Genomic DNA, 15,360 nt, shown 5'->3' with positions numbered 1-15,360 from the left:
AGCGTGAACCCGAAGACCGTCAAACGATTGCGCCCCTTCGGCGCAACGATCTTCGCCGAGATGTCGGCCCTCGCCGTCCGACACGACGCAATCAATCTGGGCCAGGGTTTCCCCGACGAAGACGGGCCCGCATCCATGCTGGACGCGGCACAGCAGGCCATCCGTTCGGGCCTCAATCAATACCCGCCCGGGTTGGGCGTTCCCGAACTGCGCCGGGCCATCGCCGCCGACCGACTCGCCCGCTATGGCGAGGAACTCGATCCGGATACGCAGGTGCTGGTCACCGTCGGCGCCACCGAAGCAATCGCGGGCGCGGTCCTCGGCCTCGTCGAACCCGGCTCCGAGGTCATTTTGATCGAGCCTTACTACGACTCGTATGCCGCCGTGGTGGCCATGGCGGGCGCCGTCCGCGTCCCGGTGCCACTCGTTCCCGACGGAGCGGGCTTCGCATTAGACACCGACGCGCTCGCGGCCGCCATCACACCCCGGACCGCGGCACTGATCATCAACTCTCCGCACAATCCCACGGGCAAGGTGTTCACCGACTCCGAGTTGGCACGGGTCGCTGAGCTGGCGGTCGAACACGATCTGCTGGTCATTTCCGACGAGGTGTACGAGCGATTGCTCTTCGATAGGCGCACCCAGACACCCATGGCCGGTCTGCCCGGGATGGCCGATCGCACCGTGACGATCTCCAGCGCCGCCAAGACGTTCAACTGCACCGGCTGGAAGATCGGCTGGGCTTGTGGCACAACAGAGTTGATCACGGGCGTGCGCGCCGCCAAGCAGTTCCTTTCCTACGTCGGCGGTGCGCCGTTTCAGCCGGCGGTAGCGGTAGCCCTCGACACCGAACAGGCCTGGGTGAAGAATCTACGAGAGTCCTTGCAGCGCAGGCGCGATCGTCTCACTGAGGCGCTCACCGGCCTGGGCTTCGAGGTGCACAGCAGCCACGGCGGGTACTTCGTCTGCGCAGATCCGCGCCCCCTGGGATTCAGCGACAGCGCAGAACTTTGTCGGCGCCTACCGGAAACCGTTGGCGTAGCAGCGGTTCCGGTAAGCGCCTTTTGCGACCCCAACACCGACACGGCCGATCAATGGAATCACCTGGTGCGGTTCACCTTTGCAAAACGTGACGCGGTGATCGACGAGGCGATATCCCGCCTGGCCCGGCTAGGAGGTTAGACCGGTCGCGATCGCGTCGGGGCGCTGGCGCGCCTTGGCCAGTCCCGGCAGGATCTTGATGAACTCGGTGATCTCTCCCACCGCGCGCCGGGCGTCGGGGTTGGTCGCCGCGAACACCTGGAACACGTGAATAGCACGGTCGAATATCTGCAACCGCACCGGAACTCCCGCAGCGACAAGACGTTCCGCCAGCAGTTCGGAGTCCGGCCGCAACGCTTCCTGTGAGCCGACCTGCAGCAGGAACGGGCCCAGTCCGGTCAGGTCGGCATCCGCCGGGCACGGCCCGGGCTCGCGTGCGCCGTTGCGCAGCAGGAACACGTCGTTGATCATCTTCAAGAAGTCGACGGGGAACATGGCATCGCCGACGCGTTTGGCGGCAGCGTATTTCGGCTCCATGTCGTTGTTGGTGGCCGCCGAGATCAGCACGCATCCCGCGGGCGGTGTCAAGCCCTCATCGCGCACCGCGATGGCGGTCATGGCCGCCAGGAAGCCTCCGGCCGAATCGCCTGCGAGCACGATGTTCTCGGGGGCGACGCCCTGGCTCAGTACGTAGCGGTACGCATCGACGCCGTCGGCGACGGCGTCTTCGACCAGGTTGCGCGGGCACAACCGGTAGCCCACGCTCAGCGCCCTCGCACCGGAGTCCCGCGCGATATGGCTGACCAACGGCCGATGGCTGTTGATCCCCAACGCGATGAATGCCGACCCGTGGAAGTAGATGACCACCGGCGCGTCCGGCCCCGGCTCATTCTTGGCATTCCACGTCCATTCGGCCACGCAGTTCGGCAACTGCACAGTCTCCGTGCGGGTTCCGGACACACCGGGCACCCAGCCCATGAGACGCTCAAGTCCGTCGTATCGCCGATTCAGCAGGGCATCGGGGAACCGGCGGTTGACGGCCAGCATCAAGCGGGTCAGCGCATAAAGACCCGGCTTACCCACCGCCTTGAACAGATAGGTCTCGGCCACCGAATGCCAATTGGCCTTGCCCATCCATTCCGGCCCCGCGTAGGTGACGGCGGTGGCCAGCCGGGATTCGGCGGCGTGTCGGGCAGTGGTCATCGAGCCTCCTCATAGCGTCATTGCTTGGGGCGAGACTACCAGTACCTAGTACCGACAATCTTGGCTAAGTCACCAGCCGATATCGGTGAGCTCGGTCGTGTCCTTCGGCGGCGCCTCGATGGGCCCGCTCGGCGTCCGCGAGAAGCGCGGCGCCGGCGCGGCCTGGGTCACGCCGTTGACATCGGTGATGGTGCCGCGATCGCGAAGGTGCGCGTTCTGCTTGGCCTCGCCCCAGGTGAGCACGGGTGACACGCAGGCGTCGGTACCGATGAAGATGTCGGTCCATTCGTCACGGGTCTTGGTCTTGAACGCATCGTCGAACAGCTTGCGCATCTCGGGGTAGCGCGCCTTGTCGAGCTGGAACGGAACACTGTCGGGGTCCAGCCCCAGGCCCTGCACCAAAATCGCGAAGAACTGCGGCTCGATGGATCCCACCGCCATGTACTTGCCATCGGCGGTCTCGTAGGTGCCGTAGAACGGTGCCCCACCGTCGAGCAGCCCCGACTCCCGCTCGTCGAACAGCAGGCCGTTGTTGTACATCGTCCACTGCATCTGAGCCAGCTGGCTCACTCCGTCGACCATCGCACCATCGATGACCTGCCCCTTGCCCGACTTCTCACGCTCGTACAGGGCAGCCAGGATGCCCTGCACCAAAAGCATTGAGCCACCACCGAAGTCCGCTACGAGGTTCATCGGCGGCATCGGCGGACGGTCCTTGTAGCCCATCGACCCCAGAGCGCCGGTCAGCGACAGGTAGTTGATGTCGTGGCCCGCACGGTCGGCCATCGGGCCATTCTGGCCCCAGCCCGTCATCCGGGCGAAGATCAGCCGCGGGTTGCGCTTGGCGCACTCCTCCGGTCCGATCCCGATTCGCTCGCACACCCCGGGCCGGAAAGGATCCAGCAGTACATCGGCCTTGTCGACAAGCGCCAGCAGCGCCTCCGGGTCTTTCTTGACGTCCAGGTTGACCAGGCGCTTCCCGCGGTGAAACAGATCCGTCTCCTCGGCGGGGATGGCAAGACCCCCGGGACGGCGCACCCGAATGACGTCTGCCCCCAAGTCGGACAACATCATCGCCGCATGCGGCCCAGGGCCGATACCGCCGAGCTCGATCACCTTTACGCCCGCGAGAGGGCCTGTCTTGACACCAGTGTCAGCCATGAGGGTCACCCTAGCCACTCAACCCGTTGGTTGGGAAGTGCGGCTAGAGAGACGAGGAGATGGCCGGTGAGGACGTCTGTGTGGGCGCCGGGGCGGGGGTCGGTGTCGGGAAGTTGGGGATCACCGGTCGCGACGTGCTCGGGGCGGCCGGAGCATCCGACGGCGGTGGCGGCGCGGGCGCCGGCGTGAACTCGTAGGCCGGGAGCGGCGCGGGTGGCGGATCGTCGTCACCCTCACGCCAGTGCGTCGAGCGATACAGGTCGATCACCTTGCCGAGATCATGCAGGCGCAGCGCCGGCGGGCGGCCCCCACGGGCGTCCCGAATGCGCTGTGCCTCCCAGGCGACGAGGCATTGCGCCGTCGGCGTGTTGTACAGGCTTTCCAGGAAGGGAGTCAACGCCTTCGCGAGGTCGCCCTCGGCCTTCAGGACATCGTTCCGGTAGGGGCCGTAGTAGGGCAGGATCGCCTCGAGAACGCGCACCATGACCGTCTGGAAACGGGTGACGAACTGGTCGATCGCCCACGGATGCCGGGAGAGCAGCGGGGAGATCCGAGCCAGCACCGGACCCATCATCTTCAGGATCGGTTCATACGCCGTAGCCGGAGCGAACGCCTCCGAGGAGAACACACCCGCGGCCGGAGCTACGTCGATCAGCGAAGCCAGCCCACCCTGCTCATCCGGGCCGGGCGCCGGCCAGCCGAAGGGGCAGGGCTGCGCGACGGATATCGGAAGCCCGCGGTCGGTCACCGAAGGCAGCGCACCAAACGGTCCGGCAGCCTGACCCGGTGGATGCGAAGGCACCTGAGGGCGCGGCAGCGGCGCAATCAATTGCGGTCCCGGCGGGGGTACCGGGATCGGGATGGCACCTTCGGGAATCGATCCGTCGCGGTTCACGATCTGGTATCCGACGATGGGCGCACGCGCAGGCGAATACGAGAGCTGGGTAATGGCGGCCACGCTGCCGATCACGGTAATGGCAGCGAATACCCTTACGGCTATCCCGAATACGCGTTCTTTGGTGGGCCTGCCCCCAACGGAAGCAATCGGAGCTGCGATCGGAGCCGTCTCTTCTGCCGGTGTCGAACTCATCGGTCTTTCACCACGCCTTCGAGGTGCCACACTCCCGTGAAGCTGTTGAACGGTCCACCCACGATCAGACTCGTCCAGTCGAGAGTGAACTTCTTGGTGTCCTTGTCGTATGTACCGGTGGCTTTGGGGCTTTCGCCGTCCACGGAGTCGCGGCCGACCCAGCGCCCGGCTACGAACTCCCACACCTGCTTGGCGCGTGCCTCACCGGGAATCTGTGCCTGCTCCTTGGGTTTCGGCTTGGGCGCGCCCTGGTTGAACTCCTGACGGTTCCACGAGGCGGCCCATGCCGACACGTCCGCCGAGATCTGGTCGCCGGCCACCGTGGCCGAGGGCGCCGGCAGCTCGCGCTGGGTCTGCGGGTCGATCTTGTTGGTGGAGATACCGAACTCGATATTGAAGAACTTCGTCGGCTGTGTGACGCGGGCCGCCAGTGAGTACCCGGTGGCCTCATCGAACGCTGGATCCGGCTCACCCTGGTAATCGCCCAGTACCAAACCGCCATCCGCGCCGGGCGAGAGCAGTGTTGCAGCCGCTTGCGGCACAGGAGAATTCGCATTGGGCATGAACGGACCCTCTTGGGGGTTGCCGCCCGGCTGCACCATCTTGAACCAGGTGCCGCTGAGCTTGTTCCCTTCGATCTTCCCGGGCTCCAATGCCAGCAGCCCGGTGAGCGGAGACTCGGTCGGCTTCTCCGATCCACAGGCCGGAGCCGTCACCAGCACCACGGCCGCCAGCGCCACACCAAATGTGCCGCGCGTCATCGTTTTCTGGGCCACCGTGCGGCTCCTTTCACGTCAATAGCGGCAGCGGCCGCCAGCACACCGGGCACGAGGAAAAGCCACCCGAAGTAGTTGAATGATCGGAATCCCAGCGGGGCCGTGATCCGATCCAGCGCCACTACCCTGCCGAAATTGTCGACGTTGTCGGCCATCACCCCGATCAGCGAAGCGAAATCCGCTGTCATGGGCTGCCATTGCGAAACGAAGGCGTCGATACCCGGGACCGCGCGGGCCGAGTCATGCTGCCGCAGATCACCCAGGAACTGGGTGTCCAATTCCCCTTCCGCCGCGACCAGCACCACGAAGTGTCGCTGTACCGCGGCCACCCGCTCGTGAGTCATGATCGGGGTGAACGCGTCAATGAGCTGCGCACCCGCCGGGGCACGGGAAAAGAGCCCGTCCGCAAAGGGCACGGCGATGAGCACAGCCGCCGCGAGGATCGCGAGAATCCGGGCACCGAAAGCCTTTTCGCCGTTGCTAGTGCGCCGAAGTCCCCACACACCGGCGCCGACCAAGACCAGTCCCGGCACCGCCAGCAGGAACGGCAGCACATCGAACGGGCCCACGGCTCGCAACTGCCCGTAGTTACCTATCTGACCATCGACCGCATCGAGCAGACCGTTCATATCCTGACGAATCGACGGATACTGCGCCACAAAGGTATCCAGTCGCTCGTAATGCCCTCCCGCGATCGACTGGGTCGCCTGCACATCGGTACGAGCCGCGTCGACGGTGTCCAGGTAACCGCGGAACTTGGCGATCACCTCCGAGGACACAAACGGGCGGAACTCGGTCAGCAGCTGCTGACCGCCCGCGGCACGTGTGAACATCCCGGTGACCACCGGCAACGCGAATAGCAGCACACCAAGCGCGATGAGCGCGACAAACCGCCACCGGGGCCGTGGGGCCGGTCCGGCCTCGGCGACAACAGCCTCCTCACCGACGATGTCGGCGTACGAAGGCAGGGCCGGCTGAGACGTCTCAGCCAACCTCTCAGCGGCCACGGCTGAAGATCCGCTCCCCCACCACGAACAGAATTCCGCCGCCGATCGCCACGAACACCAACAGGGCAATGACCCATGGCGGAGTGATGGTGCGGGGATTGTCGTCAACCGGCAGCGCGATGAGCTGCTGGCCGGCCGACAGCGGTGGCGGTGCCACCACTTGTTGTCCAGCTTGCACAACAACCTGCCCGGGGGCCGCCGGCGCGGCCACCGCGGGCGGCGCATCCGCCGCTGCCGGTGGGGCGCCCGGCGGAGGAGGGGGTGGCGGTTCGGCCACAGCTGCGCCACCGGGGCTGCCCCCGACCTTGCCGACCAGGTGCCATAGTCCGGTGAAGTCGTTGAAGGGACCGCCCACGATCTGGCTGGTCCACTCGACGATGAATGCGCCGGTGTTGCGGTCGTAGGTGCCGGTCACCGGTGTGGTCTTACCCGGGAATGCGCCACCGGGTTTCGGCGATCCCTGGTTGAACACCTGGTTGTTCCAGGTCACACCGAAAGCACTGAGGTCACCGCCGAGCTTGTTGCCACTGACGGTGATCTGGGGAGTGGCAGTGCCCTGGCCGGTCTGTGGATCGGTTTGGTTCGACGCCGTGGAAAAGCCCACACCGTAGAACTTGACTGGCTGGGTAATGCTGCCGGACACCGCATTTCCGTTTCCATCGAATGCGTTGCCAGGCTGCGGCTGATACTCACCCGACTTCAGGCCACCATCGGTACCGGGCGCCAGCAGGGTGACTGTGTTATCCGAGCACATCGAATCGCCGTTGGCGAGGTAGGGGCCGGACGCGTCACCGGCGGGCAAGATCATGCGGAAGTAGGAGCCGGTGGCTCGGCCCTCCGCGCAGCTGCCGGGTGACAACGCGAACAGGCCGTTGAGCGGCGTTGCCGTATCGGCCACTGCCGGGTAGGCGGCAGGCGACATCGCCGCGGCTGCCACGACGAGGGCGACCGTCGCGCGGCGGGTGAGATGCTTAATCATCGGCTTCCTATTGCACTGTTGCTCTGACCCGTAGCACGAGCTGGGAACGGCGCAAACGTATGAAGGTCCCACCCCAGCGTCAATGGCAACGGCCAGCAAACAACATCCCGCCTGGTGACGTTCCCGCAGGTGGCAGGCGTGCAACCCGATGCCCGGTCGTTCGATTCACCCCGAGCCGATTGCGATCACATTCGTATATCGGCGCCGGCCGATGGTAGTTTGCTCGGCATGGCAACAGCCGGATGGCGCGTCATTGCCGCGATGCTGACGCTGCTGGCCCTTGCCGGGTGTTCTCGCAACCAAAGTCCGCCGCCCGCCGCGCCGCCGACGTTGACTCCGGACGGCTTCCCGCTCAGCATCCCCCACAGGTACGGCGGAGCATTCCTCGCGACACGACCTAACCGCGTCGTCACCCTCGGATGGAACGACCAAGACTTGGTGCAGTCGTTGGGCACCAAACCCGTCGGCGTCCGGTCCACGCTGCCGGAGTATCCGATGTACCCCTGGGTCGTTCCGGAGGTCTCCTATCCCCCCGTCGTCTCGGGCTCAGAGCTGAACTTCGACGCCATCGCCGCCGCCAAACCCGATGTCATCCTGGCCACCGGCGCCGATATCGACAGACCCAGTTACGACAGATTGACGAAGATCGCGCCGACGGTGGTCTCGGAGGACCGAATCGATCGTGCCGAGACACCTTGGTATACACAGCTCTTCACCATTGGCCGGGCCCTGGGCAAGTCCGATCGGGCGCGCATGCGATCCGAAGAGGTTGGGACTCGGTACAACCAGATACGTACCGGGCACCAGCATTGGGTCAACCGCACGGCGGTGGTCGATTGGGTCGCAGACGGACAAGGCACCTTCCTGTTGGGTTTCCGCGACCCACGTCGCGCAGTCTTCGACGGACTGGGGTTCCTGAGCCAGCGATACTCCGGCCACGTACCGGATGGCGAACTGAAGGCCAAGGCCGACGAGGACCTCCTGGTGGTGGTGGGAGCCACCGAACAGCAGGCGAAGTCCACCAATGGTCTTGCAGATCTACGTGCGGTCACCGAGGGGCGCGCCGTCTACATCCCGGCAGACAGTCCGGTGGTGAACGCCCTTCGGCTCGGCGGCCCACTGGCTCGGATCTATGCGCTGGAACAACTGACGCCTCAGCTCGAAAAGGCCTTGAAGCCACCCCCTCCGCGATAACCGGCATCACCTTGTCACATTGGTGTCCACGTAAATCTGTGGCCGCCATCACTGCCGTGTTACGGTCCTATCGCTCGATTCAATCAATTGATAGAACCTCGTCGGGAGGCCTGTGACCGACCAATCCTCCGAATCCCTGCGCGCGCCGTACACGATCGAGTTCGGATTTGAACGCACCGTCGGCCCCAAGATCGGCGCCTTCCTCGGCGGGCTACGCGACGCGCGACTGTTCGGAGTGCGGACGATCCATGGCCAGGTGTTGTGCCCGGTGCTCGAGTTCGACCCGGCCGATGCCGGCCCTACCGGCGAATTGGTGGAACTCGAACCCAAGGGCGTTGTCCTGCAATGGACCTGGGTGCGGTCACGGCCGGCAGACGAGCTGCAGGATGATTTCGCATGGGCGCTTATCCGCATAGACGGAACCACTAACGCGATGTTCCACGCCGTCGATGTCGGCGGCAATCCCCTGACCATGAAAACGGGACTGCCCGTTGTCGCACGATGGCGCCCGGACCGTGTTGGCGCCATCACCGATATCGTCTGCTTCGAACCGGTGGGCCGGCTGTGACCGCACTACCCGAACCGGTGTCCTCGATCGCCAGTCCGTTTCGCATGGACTACACCTATGTCGCTGGATCCGGTCGTTCGATCTTCCTGCGCGGACTGGCGCAGAGACGCCTGCTGGCACGCCAATGCCCTGGCTGTGAACGCGCGTACTGTCCTGCGCCGCAATTCTGTTCGCGGTGCCTGACGGAACTGGGTGAGCCGTACCCCCTTGCGGGGACGGGAACGGTGGAGACCTTCTGCATCGTGAGCTTCCCCTTTCCGGGGCAAGTGTTCACGCCGCCCTACGCAGTGGCGCACATCCAGTTGCACGGCGCCGACAACAGACTCATGCACATGATCGGAGATACCGAGCCGGACCTCGTCCACATCGGCATGACCGTAGAGCCGGTCTGGGTGACCGACGAGAACCTCGGTGCCAGCATGCAGAGCATCCGCTACTTCCGGCCGGTATCGAACGAGGCCGCCCATGCGTGATGTTGCCGTGGTTTCTTTTGCCCAATCGGCTTGTACTGCAGCAAATCTACGCGACGATATGGCCGAGATTCTGTTACCCGTGGTCCGCGAGGCCCTTGAGCAGGTAGCACTGCGCCGTGCGGACATCGACTTCTACGCCTCGGGTAGCCATGACTTTTTCGAGGGCCGTACCTTCGCGTACATCGAGTCCCTCGACGCTGTCGGCGCCTGGCCTCCGATATCGGAATCCCATGTCGAAATGGATGCCGCATGGGCGTGTTACGAGGCCTGGTCATGGCTCCAACTGGGCCACGGCGATATCGCCCTGGTGTACGGCATCGGCCGCGGCGCGCTGCCCGCCGACCTGGACCAGGTGGCGCCCGCTTCACTGGATCCCTACTATCTGACTCCCCTTCATCCGCATCGGCATGCAATCGCCGGCCTGCAGGCGACGGCCGTCATCGAGGCCGGTATCACCACAGAGCGCGAGATGGCCGATGTGGTGAACCAATCACTGACCGATGCTTTGTCAAATCCCTTCGCGCTCAGGGCAGGTGCTCCGGGGGTCGAATCGCTGCTGGATCAGCCGTACATCGCCTCGCCACTGCGTCCACACGATGTGGCACCGGTCGGTGACGGCGCCGCAGTGCTGATCCTGGCCACCGGTGACGTGGCACGTCGCCTGGCCCGGCGTCCGGCGTGGATCAGGGCGATCGATCACCGGATGGACACGCACTATCCCGGATCGCGGGACCTCGCGGTAGTGGACTCGGCACGCATCGCCGCCGAGAAGGCAGCTGCCATGGCCGGTTTCACTGCCGCCAGTGTGGAAGTCGCCGAGCTGCACACCGAATACAGTTATGTGGAACCGCTACTCACCAAAACCTTTGGCATCGACAACGTGCTCGTGAATCCATCCGGTGGGCCGCTGGCGGGTGCACCCGCCACCGCTACCGGCTTGATCCGCATTGGCGAATCGGCTCGCGTGATCATGCAGGGGCGAGCCACTCGAGCACTTGCCCATGCCACCAACGGCTCTGCGCTGCAGCACAATCTGGTGTGTCTCATGGAGGCGAGCGGATGAGCGCCCGCGTCGCCGTAGTCGGTGTCGGACAAAGCAAGCAGGCCAAGAAGCGTGAGGTCAGCATCGCGGCCCTGGTCCGCGAAGCGGTGGACGGCGCGCTGGCCGATGCAGAGCTGACGTTCGGTGATATCGACGCGATCGTGCTCGCCAAGACTCCCGATCTCTTCGACGGCGTGATGAACCCCGAGCTATACCTCGCCGACGCGATGGGCGCGCGCGGACTGCCGGTCACCCGGGTGTTCACCGGTGGCAGCGTCGGAGGGCATGCGGCCATCTATGCCGCACATCTGGTGCAGGCGGGACTTGCCGGAAGGGTGTTGGTGGTCGCGTATTCCAAAGAGTCAGAAGGCAACTTCACCTGGGCACTGTCCCGGCCGCTGCCGTTCAGTGCCCAGCTGGGTGCCGGCGCGGGTGGGCATTTCGCACCCGTTATCCGCGAATACATCCGCCGCTCGGGTGCCCCGGAACACATCGGCTGGCAAGTCGCGGTGAATCATCGTCTCAACGCCATCCGTAACCCCTACGCACATATCCACAAACCCGATATCACCGTCGAGGAGGTACGCAGCTCGCCGATGCTCTGGGATCCCATCCGGTTCCTGGAATCCTGCCCGTCATCCGACGGCTCGTGTGCGGTCGTCGTCTCTTCCGAACTGTTCGCGACGCATGCGCCGCGACCGCCCGCCTGGATTCACGGCACCGGATGGCGCACCGAGACAGGACATTTCGCAGGCCGCGATGAGGTGAATCCACGTGCCGGGCAGGAGTGCGCCGCCGCGGCGTACCGCGAGGCGGGGATCACCGACCCGGCCACCGAGGCAGACGTATCCGAGCTCTACATCCCCTACAGTTGGTATGAGCCGATGTGGATGGAGAACATCGGACTGGCTCCCGAGGGATCGGGCTGGCGCGCCGTCGACGAGGGCCACACCGCGTTCGAGGGCAGACATCCGATCAATCCGTCCGGTGGTGTGCTCTCGGGCAACCCCACCGGCGCGACCGGCCTGCTTCGGTTCGCCGAGGCCGCGTTGCAGGTGCGCGGGCTGGCGGGAGAACATCAAGTCGACGGTGCCAGACGCGCGATAGGCCATGCCATGGGCGGCGCATCGCAGTTCCATGCTTTGTGGGTGGTGGGGTGCGACAAACCATGATCGAAGATCGAGAACTCATCGTCGAGCGTGACGGCCCGATCGTCTTGACCATGAACCGTCCGCATCGACGAAATGCGCTGTCCACCAACATGGTGGGACAGCTCGCCCAGGCCTGGGACGAGATCGACGGGGACGACGGCATCCGGGCGGCCATCATCACCGGCGCCGGTAGCGCCTACTGCGTAGGAGGTGATCTCAGTGATGGCTGGATGGTCCGGGACGGCTCCGCGCCGCCACTCGACCCCGCCGCCATAGGCAAGGGACTGCTACTCACCCATACCCTGACCAAGCCGCTCATCGCGGCGGTCAACGGCGCGTGCCTGGGTGGCGGATGTGAAATGTTGCAGCAGAACGATATCCGTGTTGCCGACGAGCAGGCAACGTTCGGCCTTCCGGAGGTGCAGCGTGGGCTGGTGCCCGGTGCCGGGTCCATGGTCCGGCTCAAACGGCAGATTCCCTACACCAAGGCCATGGAGATGATCCTCACGGGCGAGCCGCTCACCGCTCAAGAGGCCTATCATTTCGGCCTGGTGGGCCACGTGGTCCCAGCGGGCACCGCATTGGACAAGGCGCGCAGCCTCGCCGAACGCGCGGTGCGCAATGACCCTCTGGCGGTGCGCAATGCCAAGGAAGCCGTGGTGCACAGCGGTTGGATCGCCGAGGAAGACGCCCGCGCGATCGAGGCCCGCCTGACCCGCCAGGTAATCAGCTCCGCCGATGCGCGCGAGGGGTTGACCGCATTCCGCGAGAAGAGAGAGGCGCGGTTCACCGGGCAATGACCGACATAGCATCTGAAACAGCCACCGCTGCACATGATTCCACCGATCAGCGATTGCTCAGCGCCGCCGAGCGGCTGTTCGCCGAACGTGGTGTGGATGCGGTGTCACTACGCGCCATCATGGCGGCGGCCGGCACCAATGTCGCGTCGGTGCACTATCACTTCGGGTCCAAGGAGCGTCTGATCGAGGCGCTGCTCGATAAATACTTGAATCAGCTCGAAAAGCGCCGGTTCGCGTTGTTGGACATCGCCGAGAAGACCGGGACACTGCGCGCCATCGCCGAGGCGATCGTCGTCCCGCTGTCGGAAATCGGCGAAGAGGGCGGAACCGCATGGCTTTCCACCCTCGGCAAGCTCCTCATCGGCGGGCACCCCGCATTGATCCCGATGAGTGTGAGTTTTCAACCTCAAGCCGCGCGACTTCAGGAGCTGATCGTGCGGCTGCGCCCGAACGCCTCACTGCCGTCAATCCGATTCGGGGTCACCCAGGCGGTCACACTGACCTGCGTAGTTCTTGGCGACATCGCGCACACCAATCGACTGATGTCCCTGAGTGGCACCTATCTCGACGACGGGCAGATGAATGCGCAGCTCATCGACATGGTGACCGCTATCCTGGCCGGACCTCCGGCAGAGGACTAGGTGCGCCCCTCCCGAAAAGCGTCGAAGGACCGGCGCAATTCCCCGGTGGCAGTGCACATCACCTGGGTCCTGTTCTCCAGATCCAGCGCATGACGCAGGCTCGGCGCGTCGACCGTCTGCCACATCGTCTCTTTGGTCATCCATACCGCCAGGGGTGAGTGCACGGCGATTTCTTCGGCCTTCGCAATCGCCGCGTCAAGGAGGGTTTCGGCGGGCGCCACGTCGAAGATCAAGCCGATCCGTTGCGCCTCGTCGGCACCGAACACCCGTCCGGTCAACATCAGCTCCGCGGCGCGGGCCGCACCCACCAACCGTGGCAGGTGATAGCTGGTTCCCATATCGCAGTTGGACACCCCATGACGAATAAACACGGCACCGAATGAGGCCTCCGGACAGGCGAACCGGATATCGCAGGCCAGCGCCAATGCGAACCCGCCACCGACCGCGTGTCCATTGACAGCAGCGATGACGGGCTGACGCATCCGGTGAATCCGTTCGAACAGCGAGGCCATCAACTCCTGAGCCGCCAGCGTACGCACCAGCTCCGAGTCGGTGGCACCGAGCAGCGCGGCCGTGGAGGTCGCCCCGATATTGGTGAAATCAGTGGGCAGCGACTTCAGATCGGCCCCGGCACAAAATGATGCGCCAACTGCGGTGAGAACCACCACCCGCACCTTGGGGTCGCCATCGGTCTTCTCGACCACGGAGTGCAGCTCGGCCACCGTCTGCGGATCGAGTGCATTACGGCGCTCGGGACGATCGATCGTGACCACCAGGATTCCGTTGTCGCGATGCTCCGTGCGAATCACCGGGCCACCAACCCTCCGTCGGCGATGATGGTCTGACCGGTGATGTAGCTGCCCGCATCGGATGTCAAAAGCAGTGCGGTACCCACCATTTCGTCGGGGAGTCCGAGCCGTTTGAGGTGGTTGGCGTTGGCCATTCGTTCCACCTCTGCGGGCGGGGTCTTGCGTACCATGTCGGTGTCGATCGCGCCGGGGGCTAGTGCGTTGACACGCACTCCCCGCGAAGCGAGCTCGGCCGCCGCAGACCGCGTGTAGGAGACCAGTGCGGCCTTGGCCGCCGAGTACATGGAGACGCCCTGGCCAAACATGAAGGCGCCCACCGAGACGACGTTGAGCACCGCCGCATGTCGACTGGTCACCAGATGCGGCAGCGCGGCTTGCACCAGAAACACCGGCCCCCGCAGGTTCACACCGAAAGACTTGTCCCACCCGTCGACGGTGAATGCGCCCACCGGTTCGGTGAGTGCATTGGCGGCATTGTTCACCACGACGTCGATACCGCCGAACTCCTCGACGGCGGCCTGCACCAAGTGTTCCAGCGACTCGATGTCGCCCGTGTGCGTCGGTACGCCCAGTGCCCGCCCACCCAGGGAGCGCAGATGCTCGACCGTCTCGGTGCACGCTTCCGGTTTACGGCTTGCAACAACCACATTGGCACCCGCACAGGCATAACCTTCGGCGAGAGATCGCCCGATTCCACGGGTGCCCCCGGTCACGATCACCGTACGCCCGGTGAGGTCGAACAGGCTGGAGAAAGTTTCTCGGTTCATCGTTCCCTCACTTTTCGCTGGTCCACCATGCTCGCCGCGCGAACCACACCAAGAATCTGCTCGATGAGCGCTTCGTCGGCGGTGCCGCGCAAGACGCCGTGATAGACGGCCATACCCACGACGGTGTCGAAGAGCGCGTCCGCCCCGGGCCGGCCCGCACACCGGCCGGCCACGACGGCCTCGGCGTGTGCCGTCCGGAACGCTTCGCGCAGAGGCATTTCGGTGCGTGCAACCAAATCCGCATACTGGCTCGGTTCGCGGTGGTACTCGACGAGAAGTCCCGGCATCGCGGCGCGGGTAGCCGGATCGGCAAAGTACTCGACCACAGCGCGCACCACAACGGGCAGATAGTCCTGGAATTCGCTGCGCTCGGCGAGGGCCGCAGGCCATGGGCGGTCGGCGATCGCACTCTCCACCATGGCCGCCCGGGTGGGCCAGCGCCGGTAGATCGTGGGTGCACCGATACCTGCGGCGCGCGCCACGGCGGGGATGGTGGTGCCCTGATACCCCTCGGTCGCCAACATCTGGCGCACGGTCTCGCGCACCGCGTCATCCTTGTCGGGATCGCGGGGACGTCCACCCTGGCGTCTATCCACTATCCGGGCACTCCACTAGTTTCGATATTTGAAATAACGATACTAGTGACTCTTCACGGAGG

17 protein-coding genes are annotated in these 15,360 nt (G+C 65.0%); 8 read left to right on the top strand and 9 right to left on the bottom strand.

The window, feature by feature from the left end:
- Positions 1-3: 3 nt before the first annotated feature.
- A complete protein-coding gene (locus tag MSTE_RS03880; RefSeq protein ID WP_096499153.1) occupies positions 4-1,182 on the top strand; it encodes a pyridoxal phosphate-dependent aminotransferase in 1,179 nt (392 codons plus the stop codon).
- Here the strand turns inward: MSTE_RS03880 and MSTE_RS03875 are convergent.
- The 6 genes from MSTE_RS03875 to MSTE_RS03850 all read right to left on the bottom strand — a co-directional run bounded on the left by MSTE_RS03875 (position 1,171) and on the right by MSTE_RS03850 (position 7,257).
- Positions 1,171-2,244 carry an alpha/beta hydrolase gene (locus MSTE_RS03875; RefSeq protein WP_096499151.1) on the bottom strand — a complete coding sequence of 358 codons (1,074 nt, stop codon included), beginning with the start codon at positions 2,242-2,244 and terminating at the stop codon, positions 1,171-1,173. The genes MSTE_RS03880 and MSTE_RS03875 overlap by 12 nt on opposite strands.
- A 69-nt stretch (positions 2,245-2,313) precedes the next feature.
- Complete coding sequence (locus tag MSTE_RS03870) at positions 2,314-3,405, bottom strand: CaiB/BaiF CoA transferase family protein (protein ID WP_096499149.1); 1,092 nt, start codon at positions 3,403-3,405, stop codon at positions 2,314-2,316.
- Between the two features lie 43 nt (positions 3,406-3,448).
- Complete coding sequence (locus MSTE_RS03865) at positions 3,449-4,495, bottom strand: hypothetical protein (RefSeq protein ID WP_096499147.1); 1,047 nt, start codon at positions 4,493-4,495, stop codon at positions 3,449-3,451.
- Complete coding sequence (locus MSTE_RS03860; RefSeq protein ID WP_096499145.1) at positions 4,492-5,256, bottom strand: hypothetical protein; 765 nt, start codon at positions 5,254-5,256, stop codon at positions 4,492-4,494. The genes MSTE_RS03865 and MSTE_RS03860 overlap by 4 nt, the downstream gene beginning before the upstream one ends.
- Positions 5,253-6,104: a hypothetical protein gene (locus tag MSTE_RS03855; protein ID WP_231897063.1), complete on the bottom strand. Its 852-nt coding sequence runs from the start codon at positions 6,102-6,104 to the stop codon at positions 5,253-5,255. Before MSTE_RS03855 ends, MSTE_RS03860 begins: the two co-directional genes overlap by 4 nt.
- Before the next feature lie 163 nt (positions 6,105-6,267).
- On the bottom strand, positions 6,268-7,257 hold the full coding sequence (locus MSTE_RS03850) for a hypothetical protein (protein WP_096499141.1): 990 nt from the start codon (positions 7,255-7,257) through the stop codon (positions 6,268-6,270).
- 228 nt (positions 7,258-7,485) lie between these two features.
- Here MSTE_RS03850 and MSTE_RS03845 point away from each other — a divergent pair, with 228 nt between their 5' ends.
- The 7 genes from MSTE_RS03845 (at position 7,486) to MSTE_RS03815 (ending at position 13,126) form a co-directional block, all read left to right on the top strand.
- Positions 7,486-8,451 (top strand): ABC transporter substrate-binding protein, encoded by a 966-nt coding sequence (locus MSTE_RS03845; protein WP_157997625.1) that lies wholly within the window; start codon positions 7,486-7,488, stop codon positions 8,449-8,451.
- A 112-nt stretch (positions 8,452-8,563) separates the two neighbouring features.
- Positions 8,564-9,019 carry an OB-fold domain-containing protein gene (locus MSTE_RS03840; RefSeq protein WP_096499137.1) on the top strand — a complete coding sequence of 152 codons (456 nt, stop codon included), beginning with the start codon at positions 8,564-8,566 and terminating at the stop codon, positions 9,017-9,019.
- Positions 9,016-9,492: a Zn-ribbon domain-containing OB-fold protein gene (locus MSTE_RS03835; RefSeq protein WP_096499135.1), complete on the top strand. Its 477-nt coding sequence runs from the start codon at positions 9,016-9,018 to the stop codon at positions 9,490-9,492. Before MSTE_RS03840 ends, MSTE_RS03835 begins: the two co-directional genes overlap by 4 nt.
- Positions 9,485-10,555 carry a lipid-transfer protein gene (locus MSTE_RS03830; protein ID WP_096499133.1) on the top strand — a complete coding sequence of 357 codons (1,071 nt, stop codon included), beginning with the start codon at positions 9,485-9,487 and terminating at the stop codon, positions 10,553-10,555. Before MSTE_RS03835 ends, MSTE_RS03830 begins: the two co-directional genes overlap by 8 nt.
- Positions 10,552-11,706 carry a thiolase domain-containing protein gene (locus MSTE_RS03825; RefSeq protein WP_096499131.1) on the top strand — a complete coding sequence of 385 codons (1,155 nt, stop codon included), beginning with the start codon at positions 10,552-10,554 and terminating at the stop codon, positions 11,704-11,706. The genes MSTE_RS03830 and MSTE_RS03825 overlap by 4 nt, the downstream gene beginning before the upstream one ends.
- Positions 11,703-12,485 carry an enoyl-CoA hydratase-related protein gene (locus MSTE_RS03820; protein WP_096499129.1) on the top strand — a complete coding sequence of 261 codons (783 nt, stop codon included), beginning with the start codon at positions 11,703-11,705 and terminating at the stop codon, positions 12,483-12,485. The genes MSTE_RS03825 and MSTE_RS03820 overlap by 4 nt, the downstream gene beginning before the upstream one ends.
- On the top strand, positions 12,482-13,126 hold the full coding sequence (locus MSTE_RS03815) for a TetR/AcrR family transcriptional regulator (protein ID WP_096499127.1): 645 nt from the start codon (positions 12,482-12,484) through the stop codon (positions 13,124-13,126). Before MSTE_RS03820 ends, MSTE_RS03815 begins: the two co-directional genes overlap by 4 nt.
- Here MSTE_RS03815 and MSTE_RS03810 read toward each other — a convergent pair.
- The 3 genes from MSTE_RS03810 to MSTE_RS03800 are packed head-to-tail and all read right to left on the bottom strand — an operon-like array spanning position 13,123 to position 15,298.
- Positions 13,123-13,935 carry an enoyl-CoA hydratase/isomerase family protein gene (locus tag MSTE_RS03810; protein ID WP_096499125.1) on the bottom strand — a complete coding sequence of 271 codons (813 nt, stop codon included), beginning with the start codon at positions 13,933-13,935 and terminating at the stop codon, positions 13,123-13,125. The genes MSTE_RS03815 and MSTE_RS03810 overlap by 4 nt on opposite strands.
- Positions 13,932-14,702: an SDR family NAD(P)-dependent oxidoreductase gene (locus MSTE_RS03805; protein WP_096499123.1), complete on the bottom strand. Its 771-nt coding sequence runs from the start codon at positions 14,700-14,702 to the stop codon at positions 13,932-13,934. The genes MSTE_RS03810 and MSTE_RS03805 overlap by 4 nt, the downstream gene beginning before the upstream one ends.
- Complete coding sequence (locus MSTE_RS03800; RefSeq protein ID WP_096499121.1) at positions 14,699-15,298, bottom strand: TetR/AcrR family transcriptional regulator; 600 nt, start codon at positions 15,296-15,298, stop codon at positions 14,699-14,701. The genes MSTE_RS03805 and MSTE_RS03800 overlap by 4 nt, the downstream gene beginning before the upstream one ends.
- Positions 15,299-15,360 lie beyond the last annotated feature (62 nt).

Origin of the sequence: [Mycobacterium] stephanolepidis, from assembly GCF_002356335.1 — a bacterium.
GTDB classification, from domain to species: Bacteria; Actinomycetota; Actinomycetes; order Mycobacteriales; family Mycobacteriaceae; genus Mycobacterium; species Mycobacterium stephanolepidis.
Note: the sequence above shows the minus strand (reverse complement) of the source record. Positions and strands in the feature narration are given on the sequence as shown.